The sequence below is a fragment of the Streptomyces sp. SPB162 genome (genome assembly GCF_029504575.1).
In the GTDB taxonomy this organism is placed as follows: domain Bacteria; phylum Actinomycetota; class Actinomycetes; order Streptomycetales; family Streptomycetaceae; genus Actinacidiphila.
Genome location: NZ_JAQFII010000001.1, coordinates 3,209,769 through 3,226,665, shown reverse-complemented (window position 1 = coordinate 3,226,665; position 16,897 = coordinate 3,209,769). Strand labels below are relative to the sequence as shown.

The 16,897-nt window shown below is 72.5% G+C and carries 12 protein-coding genes and 2 pseudogenes; 8 read left to right on the top strand and 6 right to left on the bottom strand.

The genetic code is table 11. From position 1 onward, the window contains the following. Positions 1-247 precede the first annotated feature (247 nt). Both M2266_RS14590 and M2266_RS14585 read left to right on the top strand, forming a co-directional pair. Entirely contained in the window at positions 248-844 is a 597-nt protein-coding gene (locus M2266_RS14590; protein ID WP_277438587.1) for a TetR/AcrR family transcriptional regulator, read from the top strand. A 131-nt stretch (positions 845-975) separates the two neighbouring features. Continuing rightward, positions 976-3,204, top strand: coding sequence for an MMPL family transporter (locus M2266_RS14585; RefSeq protein ID WP_277438586.1), 2,229 nt, complete (start codon positions 976-978; stop codon positions 3,202-3,204). Positions 3,205-3,353: 149 nt separating this feature from the next. Here the strand turns inward: M2266_RS14585 and M2266_RS14580 are convergent, their stop codons facing one another. Beyond that, on the bottom strand, positions 3,354-3,854 hold the full coding sequence (locus M2266_RS14580; RefSeq protein WP_277438585.1) for a methylated-DNA--[protein]-cysteine S-methyltransferase: 501 nt from the start codon (positions 3,852-3,854) through the stop codon (positions 3,354-3,356). Beyond that, positions 3,854-5,369: pseudogene (locus tag M2266_RS14575) on the bottom strand (AlkA N-terminal domain-containing protein). The gene M2266_RS14580 and the pseudogene M2266_RS14575 overlap by 1 nt, the downstream one beginning before the upstream one ends. Positions 5,370-5,536: 167 nt before the next feature. On the opposite strand from M2266_RS14575, the gene M2266_RS14570 reads away from it, so the two are divergent. Beyond that, the gene (locus tag M2266_RS14570) at positions 5,537-6,382 is read left to right on the top strand and encodes an isocitrate lyase/phosphoenolpyruvate mutase family protein (RefSeq protein ID WP_277438584.1); all 846 of its coding nucleotides are present in this window, start codon (positions 5,537-5,539) and stop codon (positions 6,380-6,382) included. Positions 6,383-6,431: 49 nt separating this feature from the next. Here the strand turns inward: M2266_RS14570 and M2266_RS14565 are convergent, their stop codons facing one another. The 3 genes from M2266_RS14565 to M2266_RS14555 form a co-directional block, all read right to left on the bottom strand. Next, positions 6,432-6,869, bottom strand: a complete 438-nt coding sequence (locus M2266_RS14565; protein ID WP_277438583.1) for a (4Fe-4S)-binding protein — start codon at positions 6,867-6,869, stop codon at positions 6,432-6,434. Between the two features lie 13 nt (positions 6,870-6,882). Further along, positions 6,883-7,149, bottom strand: a complete 267-nt coding sequence (locus M2266_RS14560; RefSeq protein WP_277438582.1) for a DUF2630 family protein — start codon at positions 7,147-7,149, stop codon at positions 6,883-6,885. A 276-nt stretch (positions 7,150-7,425) separates the two neighbouring features. Beyond that, positions 7,426-8,172: a MerR family transcriptional regulator gene (locus M2266_RS14555; protein ID WP_277441205.1), complete on the bottom strand. Its 747-nt coding sequence runs from the start codon at positions 8,170-8,172 to the stop codon at positions 7,426-7,428. Positions 8,173-8,412: 240 nt separating this feature from the next. Here M2266_RS14555 and M2266_RS14550 point away from each other — a divergent pair, with 240 nt between their 5' ends. From M2266_RS14550 to M2266_RS14535, 4 genes are all read left to right on the top strand, one after another. Continuing rightward, on the top strand, positions 8,413-9,921 hold the full coding sequence (locus M2266_RS14550) for an NAD(P)/FAD-dependent oxidoreductase (protein WP_277438581.1): 1,509 nt from the start codon (positions 8,413-8,415) through the stop codon (positions 9,919-9,921). Beyond that, a complete protein-coding gene (locus M2266_RS14545; RefSeq protein WP_277438580.1) occupies positions 9,918-10,904 on the top strand; it encodes an alpha/beta hydrolase in 987 nt (328 codons plus the stop codon). The genes M2266_RS14550 and M2266_RS14545 overlap by 4 nt, the downstream gene beginning before the upstream one ends. Continuing rightward, positions 10,901-11,797: an SDR family oxidoreductase gene (locus M2266_RS14540; RefSeq protein ID WP_277438579.1), complete on the top strand. Its 897-nt coding sequence runs from the start codon at positions 10,901-10,903 to the stop codon at positions 11,795-11,797. The genes M2266_RS14545 and M2266_RS14540 overlap by 4 nt, the downstream gene beginning before the upstream one ends. A 105-nt stretch (positions 11,798-11,902) precedes the next feature. Then, a complete protein-coding gene (locus M2266_RS14535; protein WP_277438578.1) occupies positions 11,903-12,094 on the top strand; it encodes a hypothetical protein in 192 nt (63 codons plus the stop codon). A gap of 143 nt (positions 12,095-12,237) precedes the next feature. On the opposite strand, the pseudogene M2266_RS14530 reads toward M2266_RS14535, so the two are convergent. Further along, positions 12,238-15,673 (bottom strand): annotated as a pseudogene (locus tag M2266_RS14530) (S41 family peptidase). Between the two features lie 130 nt (positions 15,674-15,803). Between M2266_RS14530 and M2266_RS14525 the strand changes: the two are divergent. Continuing rightward, positions 15,804-16,895, top strand: a complete 1,092-nt coding sequence (locus tag M2266_RS14525; protein WP_277438576.1) for an energy-coupling factor ABC transporter permease — start codon at positions 15,804-15,806, stop codon at positions 16,893-16,895. The last annotated feature ends 2 nt before the right edge of the window (positions 16,896-16,897 follow it).

Here is a 16,897-nt window from a genome sequence, read left to right as displayed (position 1 = left end):
GCGGGCGGTGGGGATCGTGGCGAAGGGGACGCCGGCCAGGCGGGAGGTCGTCGGCGATGTCGCCGGCGATGCCGCTCGGGGGAGTGGGTCGGGCCCCGGGCAAGGCGTCGAACCGGACGTATGGCCGGGATAAAGACGGACAACGTGACCCACACCACCCATCGAAACGTTGTCGTTTCGATGGGTGGTGTTCTACTCTCGTGGAGTCAACTGTACGAAACCGTTTCGTTTGAATGGGAGGCCGAGGATGTCGACGGACGCCCCGGCACGCCGCACGAGACTCACCCCCGAACGCGAGCAGGAGTTCTACGCCGCGGTCGTCGGAATGCTGCGGGAGGTGGGGTACGAGGCGCTCACCATGGACGCCATCGCCGCGCGCACCCGCTCCAGCAAGGCGACGCTCTACCGGCAGTGGAAGGGCAAGCCCGAGCTGGTGGCCACCGCGCTGCGGCACACCAAGCCGGTGCGGATCGAGGACATCGACACCGGATCGGTGCGGGGCGACCTCTGCGAGCTGGTGCGGTGCCACGACGAGACCGGCGACTCGAAGCGGGACCGCGAACTGATGCGGGCGCTCGGCCAGGCCGCGCACCAGAATCCGGACCTGCTCCAGGCGCTGCGGCAACTGCTCATCGAGCCGGAGATGGCCGCCTTCGACGGCATGCTGCAACGTGCCGTGGAACGTGGCGAACTGGCGGCGGACGCGCCCGCCAGAAGTTTCGTACCGCACATGCTGATCGGCGCCGCGATGGGGCGGCCGCTGATCGAAGGGGTCGAAGCCGATCCCGAGTTCGCCTACCGATACATCGACGCGGTGGTACTCCCCGCCCTGCGTCTGACCTGATCCGACCGGCCGGATCAGCCGCCTGATCCACGCCCGGTCCGCCGGAACAGCCCCACCTGACACGCCGCTCTCGTCGTCGGGCAGGCACCGCACGCCCTTTTTCCCTCGACCTGACGGGAGCGCCGCGACTCGTGGCCACTTTCCTCTACAAACTCGGCCGGTTCGCCTTCAGGCGACGCCTCTACGTCGCCTTCGCATGGGTGGCGCTGCTGCTGCTCGCCATCGTCGGCGCCGCCTCGGCCTCCAAGTCCACGTCGGACAGTTTCTCGATACCCGGCACGGAGGCCCAGAAGGCCTTCGACCTGATGGAACAGCGCTTCCCCGACGCCAGCGCCAACGGTGCCTCCGCCCGGGTCGTGTTCACGTCGCCCGGCGGGCAGAAGGTGGACGTCGGCAAGCAGAAGGCCGCCGTCGAGGACGTCGTCAAGGAGCTGAAGAGCGGCAAGCAGGTCAGCTCCGTCGCCGACCCCTACGAGTCGAAGGCCGTCAGCGACAAGGGCACCACCGCCTACGCGTCCGTGAAGTACAAGGTCGCCTCGATGGAGCTGACCGACGCGGACCGCGAGGCGCTCAAGGACGCCGCGCAGCACGGCCGTGACGCCGGGCTCACCGTCGAGATCGGCGGTGACGCGCTGCAGGCGATGCCGGAGGAGGGCGCCAGCCAGATCATCGGCATCGGCATCTCCGCGGTCGTGCTGTTGGTCACCTTCGGGTCGCTGGTCGCCGCCGGACTGCCGCTGCTGACCGCGCTGATCGGTGTGGGCATCGGCGTCTCGTCGATCACCGCGCTCGCCAACGTCCTGGACCTGGGCAGCTCCACGTCCACCCTCGCGATGATGATCGGCCTCGCGGTCGGCATCGACTACGCGCTCTTCATCGTCTCGCGCTTCCGGCACGAACTCACCGAGGGCAGGGAACCGGAGGACGCGGCCGGACGGGCCGTCGGCACCGCCGGATCCGCGGTGGTCTTCGCGGGCCTGACGGTACTGATCGCGCTCGCGGGCCTCGCCGTCGTCAACATCCCGATGCTCACCAAGATGGGCCTCGCGGCGGCCGGCACGGTCGCCATCGCGGTCCTCATCGCGCTCACCCTGATCCCGGCGGTGCTCGGCTTCGCCAAGCACCGGGTGCTCGGCCGCAAGGTGCGCAAGGGACTCAAGGCCGACACCGACACGGGCTCCGCAGCGAAGAAGCCCAACATGGGCACCCGCTGGGCCCGCTTCGTCCTGCGCCGCCCCATCTGGGTGCTGGTGGTGGGTGTGCTCGGCCTGGGCGCGATCGCCATCCCGGCGGCCAGCCTGGAGCTCGGCCTGCCCGACGACGGTTCGCAGCCCGTCAGCACCACGCAGCGCAAGGCGTACGACCTGCTGTCGGACGGCTTCGGCCCCGGCTTCAACGGCCCGCTGATGATCGCCGTGGACGCCGCGCACAGCAAGGACCCCAAGGCGGCGCTCGACACGATCTCGCAGACCATCACGAAGATGGACGACGTCAAGAAGGTCACCGAGCCCGCGTTCAACAAGGCCGGCGACACCGCGATGCTGACGGTCGTCCCGAAGTCCAAGCCCAGCGGCCTGGAGACCGAGGGCCTGGTCCACGACATCCGCGGCCAGGCGGCCGGGCTGAAGTCCGAGACGGGCGCCGTGACTCTGGTCACCGGCACGACGGCGATGAACATCGACGTGTCGCAGAAGCTCAACGACGCGTTGCTGCCGTACCTGGCGCTCGTCGTCGGCCTGGCGTTCCTGCTGCTGATGGTGGTCTTCCGCTCGGTGCTGGTACCGCTGAAGGCGGCCCTCGGCTTCCTGCTCTCGGTGGTCGCGGCCCTCGGCGCCGTCGTCGCGGTCTTCCAGTGGGGCTGGCTCGCGAGCCTGCTCGGTGTCGAGCAGACCGGTCCGATCATGAGCATGATGCCGATCTTCATGATCGGCGTGGTGTTCGGTCTCGCGATGGACTACGAGGTCTTCCTCGTCACCCGCATGCGTGAGGCGTACGTGCACGGCGAACGGCCCGGTCAGGCGATCGTCACCGGCTTCACACACGGCGCCCGCGTCGTCGCCGCGGCGGCCGTCATCATGATCAGCGTCTTCGCGGGCTTCATCGGTTCGTCCGAATCGATGATCAAGATGATGGGCTTCGGTCTCGCCATCGCCGTCGCGTTCGACGCCTTCGTGGTGCGCATGGCCGTCGTCCCGGCGGTCCTCGCCCTCCTCGGCAAGGCCGCCTGGTGGCTGCCGCGCTGGCTCGACCGGGTCCTGCCCAACGTCGACGTCGAGGGCGAGCAGCTCCAGAAGAACCTGGCGGCGCAGGCCGCGGGTCCGGCGGGGGCCGTGCCCGAGCGGGCGCCGAGCCGCGTCTGACACGGCACAGAGGCTGGGGCCGCCGGTAGGCGGAGAGCTCGACGGCGGCCCCATGACGCGCCTGCCCTCGTGGGGACGGGGGGATGGCGCGCAGGACAGGGCCCGGCGGATCGCCGGGCCCTGTGTCGTACCCCGCGCCGGAGTCCGGGTCAGAACAGCGCCGCCGGCTCCGCCGTCCCCTTCTCGAAGCCGAGGAGGTAGCGCTTGCGGTCGAGACCGCCCCCGTACCCCGTCAGGGAGCCGTCGGCACCGACGACGCGGTGGCAGGGGACGATGATCCCGATGGGGTTCTTGCCGTTGGCGAGCCCGACCGCGCGGGAGGCGCCGGAGTTGCCGAGCAGGTCGGCCAGTTGCCCGTAGGAGCGCGTCTCGCCGTAGGGGATCTCCCGCAGGGCGGACCAGACCCGCTGCTGGAACGGGGTGCCCAGCAGCGTCAGGGGGAGGTCGAAGTCGCTGAGCTCCCCGGCGAAGTAGGCGGCGAGCTGTTCCTCGACGGCGCCGAACGCGGAGTCGTCGCGCTCGCCGAACGTCTCCTCGGCGGGGAGGTGCCGCTGCTGCGTCATGTACAGCCCGCAGAGGGTTCCGTCGAGGGCGACGAGGGTCAGCGGGCCGCAGGGGGAATCGGTCACGGTGTGGGTGCGGGAGGACATCACGCGGCTCCGGTCGTGGAGGGGGTCGCGACGGCATGGCCGCCGGTCGTGGGAAGGGTGTTGACGGCGTGGTCGCCGGTCGCCCACAGGTACTGGACCGCGTAGGCGCGCCAGGGTGCCCAAGCGGCGGCGTGGCGGGTGAGCGCGGCGGGGGTGGTGGGCAGGCCCAGCTCCTTCGCGGCGAGGCGGATTCCGAGGTCGCCCGGCAGGAACGCGTCCGGGTCGCCGAGCGCGCGCATCGCGATCGACTCGACGGTCCACGGGCCGAACCCCGGCAGCGCGGACAGCTGCGCGCGGGCGCGCTGCCAGTCGCTGCCGACGTCGAGGTCGAGTTCGCCCGCGGCCAGGGCGGCGACCAGCGTGGTGAGGGTGGTGCGGCGGGTCCGCGGCATCGCGAGCGCCGCCGGGTCGAGGGCGGCCAGCGCCGCCGGGTCGGGGAACAGATGGGTCAGCCCGCCCGCCGGATCCTCGACCGGCTCGCCGTGCGCCGCCACCAGCCGCCCGGCGTGCGTACGGGCGGCGGCCCGTCGAGATCTGTTGGCCGAGCACCGCGCGCACCGCGAACTCGGGCCCGTCGGCGACCCGTGGCACCCGGCGGCCGGGAGCCTTGGCGACCAGCGGCGCCAGCACCGGGTCCGTGCCGAGCTGCGCGTCGACCGCGACCGGGTCCGCGTCGAGGTCCAGCAGCCACCGGCAGCGGCTGATCGCGTGCGCCAGATCGCGCAGGTCCGTCAGGCGCAGCCGGCACGCGATGTGGTCGGGCCGGGGGCTCAGGGAGACGACGCCGGGGCCGTGCGGCAGCCGCAGGGTGCGGCGGTACGCGCCGTCGCGCCACTCCTCGACGCCCGGTACCGCCGTGGCCGCCAGGTGGCCGAAGAGGTTGTCCGGGCAGAGCGGGGCCCGGAAGGGCAGCCGCAGCGACAGCTCGCCGGGGGTGGCGGCCGGGCGGCCCCTGGCGACGCGGGCGCGCAGTTCGGTGGGGGAGAGGGCGAAGACCTCGCGGACGGTGTCGTTGAAGGTGCGGATGCTGGAGAAGCCCGCCGCGAACGCGGCGTCGCTCATCGGCAGCGTCGTCGTCTCGATCAGCAGCCGCGCGGTCTGCGCGCGCTGCGCCCTGGCGAGCGCCAGCGGACCCGCGCCCAGTTCGGCGAGCAACTGCCGCTCCACCTGCCGGGTGCTGTAGCCCAGCCGGGCCGCGAGTCCCGGGACACCGTCCCGGTCGACGACCCCGTCCGCGATCAGCCGCATGGCGCGGGCCACGAGGTCGGCCCGCTCGTTCCACTGCGGCGACCCCGGGCTCGCGTCCGGCCGGCACCGCTTGCAGGCCCGGAAGCCGGCCTGCTGCGCCGCCGCCGCGCTCGGGTGGAAACTCATGTTCGCGACCTTGGGAGGCACCACGGGGCAGCTCGGCCGGCAGTAGATCCTGGTCGTCAGCACCGCGGTGAAGAACCACCCGTCGAACCGGGCGTCCTTCGACTGCACGGCTCGTACGCAACGTTCGAAGTCGGTGTGCATGGCTCCAGCATCACTCCGGGTCACAGCGCCGGTCTAGCGGAAATCCGACACGTAGGTCGGGGCGGAGACGCCGGTCCGGGACCAGCCTCCCACCCGACCGGTCGGCCCGTGCCGTCCATGTCGCAAAATCGCCGGACGGAGCCGCGGCCGCCTGATGGACTGTCCCCATGACTACCTCGACCACATCCAACCCCCGTGACAAGGCCCTGCTCCTCCACTCCCTGCACACCCCCGGCCGGCCGCTCGCCCTCGCCAACGGGTGGGACGTCGCCAGCGCGCGGATCATCGAGGAGGCGGGGGCGGCCGCCGTCGCCACCACCAGCTGCGGAGTCGCCTGGAGTCTTGGCTACGCCGACGGCGACCGGCTGCCCCGCGAGCTCGCGCTCGCACTCATCGGACGGATCGCGTCGGCGGTCGGCGTGCCGGTCTCCGCCGACATCGAGAGCGGCTTCGGGGAGGGCGCGGCCGGGGTCGCCGACACGGTGCGCGGGGTCCTGGCCGCCGGGGCCGTCGGCATCAACATCGAGGACTCGCTCGTGGACCGGCCGGCCCAGCTGCGCGACCTCGCCGAGCAGGCGGAGCGGATCGCCGCCGCCCGCCGGGTGGCCGACGAGGCGGACGTCCCGCTCTTCGTCAACGCGCGTACCGACGTCTACCTGCGCGGCATCGGTGAACCGGAGGAGCGGCTCGGTGCGGCGCTGGAGCGTGCCGCCGCCTTCATCGAGGCGGGCGCGAGCGGGATCTTCGTCCCCGGGGTGACCGACCTCGCGGTCGTCGCCCAACTGGCGAAGAACATCAGCGTCCCGCTCAACATCCTCACCGGACCGGGCGGACCCTCCGTCGCCGAACTCGCCGCAGCCGGCGTGGCGCGCGTCAGCATCGGCGGGCGGATGGCCGAGGCCGCGTACGGGGTGGTCCGGCAGGAGGTCCGGGAGTTCCTGACCGACGGCACCTGCACCCCGGCGGTGGACGGGCTCGGATACGGCGACCTGCAGGCGCTGTTCACGTCCTGAGCACCGGACCGGACGGGCCGTCAGCCAGGCGGTCCGTCAGCCGGCGGGGTCAGCCGGTCGGCGTCCCGCACGGGCCGCTGTGGTCGCAGTACGGCGCGTGTCCCGTGCTGCCGCAGCCGCACAGGACGGCGCGGGTCTCCGTCCGGGCCCCGTCGGAGGCGTGGACGATCAGATCGCCACGGACCGCGATGCCTCCGGAGGAGGAGCGGCTGATCGCGGTCGGATGGGTCGGCTCCTCCGGGTGGCCGTCGTCGAGCCGGTACTGCAGCGCGCCCGAGGGGCAGCGCCGGACGATCCGCGCGACGAGGTCGGCGGGGGCGCCACCGGTCCGGATCCACGGGCGCTCCGCGGTGTCGAAGACCCCGGGCAGGCCGCGCACGCACTCACCGGCGTGCAGACAGCGCACGGCCTCGAAGGTGACCGTGATGCCGTCCCCGGCATAGGCCCGCGCGCCTTCGGGGATCGGCACCTCGGTGCTTCCCGTCATCGGTCGCTCCTCGTCATGAGTCATAGCTCTCGACGGTGAACTCGGACCGGACCCGGGCCTTGCCCGGGTCCTCGCCGGCCTCGCCCTTGGCGCGGCGCTGGCGCAGCAGGTCCCAGCACCGGTCGAGTTCGCGTTCCAGTGTGGCGAGCCTGGCGTGCTCGGTGGCCACGTCGATGGTGCCCTCGGTCAGCTGCTCGCGCAGGGCCTTCTCGTCGGCGACCATGGTCCGGATCCTGGAGAGGATCGCCTGTTCCGCCTTGGCGTCGTCGGACTGTTCCATGGGGTGCCTCCTCAATGCGGCGATGCGGGGCCCCTGGGGGCGGGGGCGGTCTCGTCTCCAGCCTCGCAGGTCACAGGGCGGTACGCCCCCGGTGCCCTTCCTGCTCGTCCGGCAGGGGGCGGCGCCGGGGGTGGGTCCCCTTCAGGATTGGACGCGGTACCGCGTTCCGCCACCGCTGGTACGCCACCGCTGGTACGCCCGCCGGGTCCTGGAGCGTCTTCACATAGGCCTCGTCCGCCCGTCGGCCAGACGAGGATGTGAGGACACGACCCAGCACTAGGAAGGCGGAGCGTCCCGCGGGTCCTCGGGCGCCGAGGTGTCCCGCAGCCACTTCTCCAGCTCGGTCCGTACGCGCCGGTCCATGGCCAGCGCCAGTTCCGCGTCGACCACGTTCTTGGCCAGCGGGTGCAGCCGCTCCAGGGCCTCGGCGAGCCGGGTCACCTCGCCGGGCGGCAGGTCGTCGGCGGCGGTGTCCACCACGTGCTTGCGGATGAGCACCGTGAACAGGTCGGCGAGCGCGTCCACGTGGACCCGTACGGACCGGCCCGTCTCCAGCACGGCGGCCAGCGGGACACCCTCCCGGACCAGGGCTGCGGAGGCGTCGAGCAGTCGGCGGCTGGTGTGGACGACGTCCTCGCCGTCGACGGCGATGTAACCGATGTCCAGGGCCGCCGTCAGGTTCTCCGGGGTGACGTCCCCGCCGAAGTAGTCGGCGAGGGCCTCGGGGGTGAGCCTGACCGGCGTCTCCTCGGACCACGGCGTGATCAACGCGCCTTCCAGGCCGAGCAGTTCGGCCACGCCGTCGAGGGTCCGGCCGTTCTCCCAGGCGCCGATCAGCTCGGCGATGCCGCCGAGAGTGTGGCCGCGCTCCAGGAGGGCGGCGATCGTGTGGAGGCGGGCGAGATGCGCCTCGCCGTACCAGGCGATACGGCCTTCGCGGCGTGGCGGCGCGATGAGCTTGCGCTCGCGGTAGAAGCGCAGGGTGCGCACGGGGATGCCGGCCGCCTCGGCCAGCGCCTCCATCCGGTACTCCCGCCCGGAGGGCTGCTCGTTGGTTTCCTGCACGTCCTCGGCCACCTCGCCAGCCTATGCGGTCCCCTGGCGGGGCCGGGCCGGTGTGCGCAGGGTGCCGGGCCGGTGCGCACCCGCTACGGGGCCCGTTCGTCTTGGGTGGCCCTGACCCCTACCGCCGGTAACCGCGGTGGTCTACGGTACAACCATGCCAGTGATTGCTGGCGTGATTGAGGGCAGGGAGGCGGCGCCATGGCTGAGCACGTGCGGGTGGCGGTGATCGGATCAGGGTTCGGCGGGCTCGGCGCGGCCGTCCGGCTGCGCCGGGAGGGCATCACGGACTTCGTGATCCTGGAGCGCGCCGGCTCGGTCGGTGGCACCTGGCGGGACAACAGCTACCCGGGATGCGCCTGTGACGTCCCCTCCCACCTGTACTCCTTCTCGTTCGCGCCGAACGCGGACTGGCCCCGCACGTTCTCCGGCCAGCCGCACATCCGCGCGTATCTGGAGCGGGTCACCGACACCTTCGGGCTGCGGCCGCACCTGCGGTTCGACTCCGAGGTGCTGACGGCGGCCTGGGACGAAGAGGCCAGGCACTGGCACATCACGACCACGCAGGGCGAGTTGACGGCCGACGTCGTCGTCTCCGCCACCGGCCCGCTGTCCGACCCCAAGCTGCCGGACATCCCGGGGCTCGACACGTTCCCGGGCGCGGTCTTCCACTCCTCGCGCTGGGACCACGACTTCGACATCAAGGACAAGCGCGTCGCGATGGTCGGCACCGGCGCCTCCGCGATCCAGATCGTGCCGTCCATCCAGCCGCAGGTGACGTCGCTGACCGTGCTGCAGCGCACCCCGCCGTGGGTGATGCCGCGGATGGACCGCGGTATCAACAAGGCCGAGCGGTGGCTGCACGGCACCATCCCCGGCACCGCGAAGGCGCGGCGCGGGCTGCTCTGGCTGATCAGGGAGTTCCAGGTCGGCGCGTTCGTCAAGCGCCCGCAGCTGATGAAGGCGACCGAGCAGATCGCCAGGAACCACATGCGCCGCGCGATCAAGGACCCGGTGATGCGCGCCAAGCTGACCCCGGACTACACCATCGGCTGCAAGCGCATCCTGCTCTCCAACGACTACTATCCGGCGCTCGCCCAGCCGAACACGGAAGTCGTGACCTCGGCGCTCAAGGAGGTGCGCGGCTCGACGATCGTCACGTCGGACGGCACCGAGCGCGACGTCGACGCGATCGTCTTCGGCACCGGGTTCCACGTGACGGACATGCCGATCGGCGACCGCATCACCGGCGTCGGCGGCCGTACGCTGGCCGAGCACTGGAAGGGCGGGATGGCCGCGCTCCGCGGCAGCACGATCGACGGCTTCCCGAACCTGCTGCTGATCATCGGCCCCAATACCGGCCTCGGCAACAGCTCGATGATCCTGATGATCGAGTCGTCCATCAACTACGTCGCCGCCTACCTGCGCACCCTGGAGCGGACCGGGGCGGCCGCCCTGGACGCCAAGCCGGGAGCGGTCACGGCGTGGAACGCCGAGATGCAGCGGCGCACCGCCCGCACGGTGTGGAACACCGGCGGCTGCAAGAGCTGGTATCTGGACTCCGAGGGTCGCAACACGACGGCCTGGCCGGGCACGACGGCCGAGTTCCGGCGGGCCACCCGCGAGCTGCGGCCGGCCGAGTACAACCTGCTGCCGGCGCCCGTGCGCACGGCGGAGCCCGTCGAGCCGGTGGAGGTGCCCGCGTCATGAGCAGGATCACCGCGAAGGCGGCAATGGCGGCCGACAGCCCGTTCACCCTTCCGCCGGCCCGCCGCGAACTGGCCGTGACCTCGGCGGACGGCACCCGCATCCACGTCGAGGAGCACGGTCCCGCCGACCGGCCGACCGTCGTCCTGATCCACGGCTGGACCTGTTCGACGATCTTCTGGGCGCCGCTGATACGCAACCTGTCGGCCGACTTCCAGGTGGTCGCCTACGACCAGCGCGGACACGGCCGCAGCGGCACCCCGGACCGCAAGGGCTACAGCACGCGGGCGCTCGCCGACGACCTGGCGGCGGTGCTCGAAGCCGTCGTCCCCGAAGGGGAGCGGGCGGTCCTGGTCGGGCACTCGATGGGCGGCATGACGCTGATGGCCGCCTCCGGACGCGCCGTCGTACGGGCCCGCACCGCCGCCACCCTGCTGGCCAGCACCGGTAGTGGGCGGCTGCTCGCCGAGACCCAGGTGCTGCCGCCGCGGTTCCGCTCGCGGAAGGTCCGCGACGGCTTCCACCGGCTGCTGCTCAGCTCGCGCGCCCCGCTCGGGCCGGTCAGCGGGGTGTCGCGCGCCGCGCTCAAGTACGGCGTGATGGCGGCCGGCTCGACGCCGGAGCAGGTCGCCGCGACCGCGCGCATCGTGCACGCCTGCGGGACCCGGCCGCGCTCCGCGTGGGGACGGGTGCTGGCGGGACTCGACCTGGACGCGGCACTCGGCGGGCTCACCGCGCCGACCGCCGTCCTGGTCGGCACGGCGGACAAGCTCACCCCGCCGGTGCACGCGCGCGGAATGGCCGCCGCGCTGCCCAACTGCGTGGGCCTGACCGAACTCGCGGGTCTGGGCCACATGACACCCATCGAAGGCACGGACGCGGTCGCGGACGTCGTCCGCGGCCTGGCCAGGGACCACCTCCCGCAGCACCTGCCCGACCTCCCGCCGGCCCAGGAGAACCTTTCCGTGAAGGAGAAGACGGTATGAGCCAGTCGTTGAACGGACAGGTCGTGGTGGTCACGGGCGCCGCCCGCGGGGTGGGCGAGCTGCTCGCGCGCAAGCTCGCGCGGCGCGGCGCCAAGCTGGCGCTCGTCGGGCTGGAGCCCGACGAGCTGAAGCTGGTGGCGGAAGGCCTCGGCGGCGGGGCCGCGCACTGGGCCGCCGACGTCACCGACCTCGCGGCGATGGAGCGGGCCGCGGCCGAGATCCTGGCGCACTTCGGTCGGATCGACGTCGTCGTCGCCAACGCGGGTGTGGCGACGGGCGGTCCGTTCCTGGACTCCGACCCCGCCGCGTTCGAGCGGGTCGTCAACGTCAACCTGCTGGGCAGCGTCACCACCGCCCGCGCCTTCCTGCCCGCGCTCCTCACCTCGCGCGGCTACCTGCTGCAGATCGCCTCGCTGGCGGCGATCACCCCGGCCCCGATGATGACCGCGTACTGCGCGAGCAAGGCGGGCGTCGAGGCGTTCGCGCACAGCCTGCGCGCCGAGGTCGGCCACAAGGGCGTCAAGGTCGGCGTCGGCTACCTGAGCTGGACCGACACCGACATGGTGCGCGGCGCCGACGAGGACGAGCTGATGCGGTACATGCGCGCCAAGCTGCCGTGGCCGACGAACCGCACCTACCCGCTGGAGCCGGCCGTCGAGCGGATCGTCGCCGGGATCGAGCGGCGCTCCCCGCACGTGTACGCGCAGTGGTGGCTGCGCGGCATGCAGTCGATCCGCGGCTATCTGCCGTCGGTCATCGGCGGCGCCCTCGGGCAGCGTGAGATGCGGAAGGCGGAGCCGAAGTTCGCCGCGACCGCGGGCACCCGGCGTGGACTCGTCGGGCGGGGTGGAGAGGCGGACGAGGCGGCGCAGTCGTCACGCTCCGTAGGGTGACGAAGAGGCCGCTGACCTGGTGGTTTTCTCCCGACATGCGAGGTCTGTCCACTCGTGTCAATCTGATCGAGGCCCCATCCCCACTAACTCCAGGAGGAGTAGATCATGGGCGGTTTCGACCAGTTCAAGGACAAGGCCGGCGACCTCTCGAACAAGGCCAAGGAGGCCATGGGCGAGAAGCGCGACAAGTCCGCCAAGGGCGCGGACCAGACTCGCGACAAGTCTGCCGAGATGCGTGACCAGGGCCAGAACAAGGCCCGGGACGCTGCCGAGGACGCCCAGGACAACTGGAGCTAGTCCGCTTGCGCGGCACGAACGGTGAAGGGGCGCACCCGTAACGGGTGCGCCCCTTCCTGCTCTACCCGCCCCGGCGGCGCGGCCGTTCACCGGCGGTCGTTCACCGGCGGTCGTTCACCGGTGGCCGTTCACCGGGCGCTCGATCAGCGCGGCGGCAGCGGCGGCCGGCGCCGGTCCGGGCGCCGGGAGAGGTCCGGCGGGATGACGGCGGGGTGCTCCTCGAGCAGCGCGAGCGCCGTCCTGACGGCCACGTCCAGCTGCGAGTGCCGCCCCTCCGCCCAGTCCAGGGGGGGTCCGCAGGGACTCGACATCGGGGTCGACGCCGTAGTTCTCGACGCCCCACCCGTACGCGTCGAAATAACCCGCGTTCATCGGCACCGTGATCACCGTGCCGTCCCCCAGCGTGTGCCGGCCGGTCATCCCGACCACGCCGCCCCACGTCCGCAGCCCCACCACGGGACCGATGCCCAGCAGTTTGAACGTCGCGGTGATCATGTCGCCGTCGGACGAGGTCGCCTCGTCGGCGAGCGCGACGACCGGACCGCGCGGCGCGTTGCTCGCGTACGAGACGGGCTGCGCGTTACGGGTCAGGTCCCAGCCGAGGATGGTGCGGGTGAGCTTCTCGACGACGAGTTCGCTGATGTGGCCGCCCGCGTTGCCCCGCACGTCCACGATGAGCGCCTCGTAGGCGACCTCCATCCGCAGGTCGCGGTTGAACTGCGCCCAGCCGGAACCGCCCATGTCGGGGATGTGCAGATAGCCGCACCGGCCGCCGCTCAGACTCCGGACGACGGAGCGCCGTTTGGCGACCCAGTCCTGGTAGCGCAGCGGCCGTTCGTCGATCAGCGGGACGACGGCGACCCGGCGCGGATGCCCCTCGCCGGGCGGGGTGAACGTCAGCTCCACGGTGGTGCCGCCCGCGCCCGCGAGCAGCGGGTACGGTCCCGCGCACGGGTCGACGGGTCGCCCGTCGACGTGGGTGAGCACCGCCCCCTCGCGGATTCCGGTGCCGGCCAGCGGGGAGCGGGCCTTGGAGTCCGAGGACTCGCCTGGCAGGATCCGCGCCACCGTCCACGTGCCGTCCTTGTTGTGCAGGAAGTTGGCGCCGAGCAGCCCGATCGGCCGCTGGTAGTGCGCCGGGCCCTCGTTGCGGCGGGCGGGGCTGACGTAGGCGTGCGACGTCCCCAGCTCCCCGAGGACCTCGCGCAGCAGATCGGCGAACTCGTCCGGGGTGGCGACGCGTTCGACCAGCGGGCGGTACTGGTCGAGGATCGCGGGCCAGTCGATGCCGCACATGTCCGGGGCCCAGAAGTAGTCGCGGATGAGCCGGCCGGCCTCGGCGTAGGACTGCCGCCATTCGGAGGGCGGGTCGACCTCGTGCAGGATGCGCCGCATGTCGACGTAGACGGTCGAGTCGTCGTCCCCCAACTCGGTGGCCGGCAGGACCGCCAGCTCACCCTCGTCGAAGACCGCCAGCCGCCGGCCGTCACCGCTGACCGCGTACCAGTCCATGTGCCGGACGAGCTCGGTCCGCTTGGACTTGCCCAGGTTGTAGTACTCCAGGGTCGGGCGCGCGGAGGGGTCCGTCGGGTTGGTGAACGTCTCGCCGAGCGCGCCGGAGATCGGCCAGCGCAGCCACACCAGGCCGTTGTGCACCGGCTCCAGCGCCGAGTACTTGGACGCCGGGACCGGGAACGGCGTGACACGGCTCTCCAGCCCCTCCGTCTCGACCACCACGGGACCGTCGCCGCCGCTCTCGCCCGGGTCCAGGCCGCCGCCGATCGGGCGGCCCTCGACGGGCAGCGCGAACGGTGACGGCGTCGCGGAGTTCAGCGGTACGAGGTAGGGGCGGCAGCCGAGCGGGAACGACAGGTCGCCGGTGTGCACGTCGTAGACCGGGTCGAAGCCGCGCCAGGACAGGAACGCCAGATAGCGGCCGTCGAGGGTGAAGACCGGCTGCTCGTCCTCGAAGCGGCCGTTGGTCACGTCGATGATCGCGCGGTCGGCGAGCTTGGCGATCTTCACCGAGCGCAGGGAGCGGCCGATCCCGGGGTGGGACCAGGTCAGCCAGGCGGAATCGGGGGAGAACGCGAGGTCGCGGACGGGGCCGTTGGTGGACCTGATCAGCTCGACCACGGTCCCGGACGTGCCGTCCGCGTGGTCGGGGTCGGTGACGAAGTCGCCGCCGGCCCCGTCGCCGGTCTCGCCCGCGTGGCCCCCTTCGTCGGTGGCGACGAGCAGCAGTCGCCCGTCGTTCGCGGCGACGGCGAGGGTACGGCCGTCCGGTGACGCGACCAGTTCCAGTACGCGGCCCAGCTCGCCGACCCCGAGCCGGGGCCCGGTGCCGGTCACGGCGGTGCGGCCGGCGGTGCCGGTGGAGACGGGAGGGGTGGCTTGCTGCTCGACGCCCGCGTCGTCGGGGCCGTCGTCCTCGTCGAGGCCTTCCAGTACCGCGCGGACCGCGGGGCGGCTGGCCCGGCCCGGCAGATGGGCGATCTCGATGCCGTCCTCGCCCTCCGCGTCCGTGACGAAGGCGATCCGGCCGGTGTCCCCGAGCATCTCGGGCAGCCGGACGCGCGCGCCCGGCTCATCGGCGATGGTGCGGGCCGGGCCGTCGCGGTGGGTCAGCCAGTACAGGCTGCCCCGGACGCAGACGGCGCTGGCGCGGCCGGTCCGGTCGCAGGCCAGGCCGTCCAGGTGGGCGGCGGCCGGCACCTGGTAGGGCCGCCGGCCGGCGCGGGGGCCGCCCAGCCGGACGTCCAGCCTGCGCGGCCGGGCGCCGGGGGAGAGGTCGTCGACGATCCACAGCGCGCCCGTGCACTGGTAGACCACGCGCTGCCCGTCGGTCGCGGCGCTGCGGGCGTAGAAGTCCGCGTGGTCGGTGTGGCGGCGCAGGTCCTTGCCGTCCGGAGCGCAGGAGTAGAGGTTGCCGATGCCCTCGTGGTCGGAGAGGAACGCCACCCGGTCACGGACGAACATCGGCGAGTCGAGATGCCCGTCGATCCGCGGCGCCAGCCGCTCGCCGTGCAACCAGAGCCGCCCCGTCGCCCCGCCCCGGTACCGCTTCCAGGCGTGCGGCTCGTGCGGCGGGGTGCCGCTCAGCAGCAGCGTGTGCCGCTCCCCGGCGACGTCGCTCACCGCGATGTCCGAGACCGGGCCCCACGGCAGCCGGCCGCCGGGGCCGCCGGTGGTGGGCACGCTGTGGGCCCAGGAGAAATACGAGAACGGCTGGCCGTGCGAGGAGACCGCGAGGATCTGCCCGTCGGGCGTCCAGGAGCACACCCGGGTGTCGAAGCTGCCCCAGTACGTCAGCCGGCGGGCCGCGCCGCCGTCCACCGGGGCCAGATGGATCTCCGGGTCCAGGGTGCGCCACGAGGTGAAGGCGATGGCGGAGCCGTCCGGTGAGAAGCGCGGCGAGCCGACCCGGGTGCGGTCGGCCGTGACGCGCCAGGCCCGGCCGGGATCGTCGCCCGGCCGCCCCAGCGGTGCGACCCAGACGTCATCCTCGGCGACGAAGCACAGCAGTTCGCCATGGATATGCGGATAGCGGAGATACGCGCCGTCAGTCACCTTCCCCATGGTTCTGGGCCTGGGGAGTGCGGGCAACTTGTGCGCGCTCCCGCTGCACCAAAACCGCTCTTGCACACCATTCGCAGGAAGCCGGTACCATCGAGCGATTGGCCAGGAGGCAGTACCCGAGGGGATATCCATGCACGTGCCCGACGGATTCATCGACACGCCGGTGTCGGCGGCGACCGGTGTCGTCGCGATCGCGGCCGTCGCGATCAGCCTGCGTGGCGCCCGCCGCGAGCTGGACGAGCGGACCGCGCCCCTCGCGGGCCTGGTCGCCGCCTTCATCTTCGCCGTACAGATGCTGAACTTCCCGGTGGCCGCCGGTACCAGCGGCCATCTGCTGGGGGGCGCGCTCGCGGCGATACTCGTCGGCCCCTACACGGGGGTCCTGTGCGTGTCCGTGGTCCTGCTCATGCAGGGCGTCCTGTTCGCGGACGGCGGGCTCACCGCGCTCGGCACCAACATCACCGACATGGCGATCGTGACGACCGTCGTCGCCTACGCGATCTTCCGCGGGCTGGTGAAGGTACTGCCCCGCAGCCGCGCCTCCATCACCGCCGCGTCGTTCGCCGCCGCCGTCGTCTCGGTCCCGGCCGCCGCCGTCGCGTTCACCACGATCTACTGGCTCGGCGGCACCACGGACATTCCCATCGGCAAGGTCGCCACCGCGATGGTCGGCGTCCACGTACTGATCGGCATCGGCGAAGCCGCGATCACCGCCGCCACCGTCGGCGCGGTCGTCGCCGTCCGCCCCGACCTGGTCTACGGGGCCAGGGGGCTCAGCAAGCCGCTGGAACTGCGCACCACCCCGACCGGCGCCCCGCTGGTGCCGGGCGCGGCCCGTACGACCACCGTGACCGCTCCCGCGCCCGCCCTCGTGGCCTCCCCGGCTGCCGCGACCCGCTCCAACCGTCCGGTCTGGATCGCGGGCCTGATCGCCGCGCTGGCCCTCGCGGGCGGCGTCAGCTACTACGCTTCCGCCAGTCCCGACGGCCTGGAGAAGGTCGCCCACGACAAGGGCATCGACGAGAAGGCCAAGCCGCACGCGTCCGACGACTCACCGCTCGCCGGGTACAGCGTCAAGGACATCGGCGACGCCCGGTTGTCGGGCGGCCTCGCCGGGGTCATCGGCGTCGGCGCGACCCTGACCGTCGGATCCGGCGTGTTCGTCGTCGTACGGCGCCGCCGCACGCACGCCGCCCACCCGGTCCAGGGTCAGGAGGCCTGACG

Bases quoted from the DNA above. Each gene is read 5' to 3' on its own strand.
- M2266_RS14590 (WP_277438587.1), top strand. From the start codon at position 248: ATGTCGACGGACGCCCCGGCACGCCGCACGAGACTCACCCCCGAACGC.
- M2266_RS14580 (WP_277438585.1), bottom strand. From the start codon at position 3,854: ATGTCCTCCCGCACCCACACCGTGACCGATTCCCCCTGCGGCCCGCTG.
- M2266_RS14570 (WP_277438584.1), top strand. From the start codon at position 5,537: ATGACTACCTCGACCACATCCAACCCCCGTGACAAGGCCCTGCTCCTC.
- M2266_RS14565 (WP_277438583.1), bottom strand. From the start codon at position 6,869: ATGACGGGAAGCACCGAGGTGCCGATCCCCGAAGGCGCGCGGGCCTAT.
- M2266_RS14560 (WP_277438582.1), bottom strand. From the start codon at position 7,149: ATGGAACAGTCCGACGACGCCAAGGCGGAACAGGCGATCCTCTCCAGG.
- M2266_RS14555 (WP_277441205.1), bottom strand. From the start codon at position 8,172: ATGGAGGCGCTGGCCGAGGCGGCCGGCATCCCCGTGCGCACCCTGCGC.
- M2266_RS14550 (WP_277438581.1), top strand. From the start codon at position 8,413: ATGGCTGAGCACGTGCGGGTGGCGGTGATCGGATCAGGGTTCGGCGGG.
- M2266_RS14545 (WP_277438580.1), top strand. From the start codon at position 9,918: ATGAGCAGGATCACCGCGAAGGCGGCAATGGCGGCCGACAGCCCGTTC.
- M2266_RS14540 (WP_277438579.1), top strand. From the start codon at position 10,901: ATGAGCCAGTCGTTGAACGGACAGGTCGTGGTGGTCACGGGCGCCGCC.
- M2266_RS14535 (WP_277438578.1), top strand. From the start codon at position 11,903: ATGGGCGGTTTCGACCAGTTCAAGGACAAGGCCGGCGACCTCTCGAAC.
- M2266_RS14525 (WP_277438576.1), top strand. From the start codon at position 15,804: ATGCACGTGCCCGACGGATTCATCGACACGCCGGTGTCGGCGGCGACC.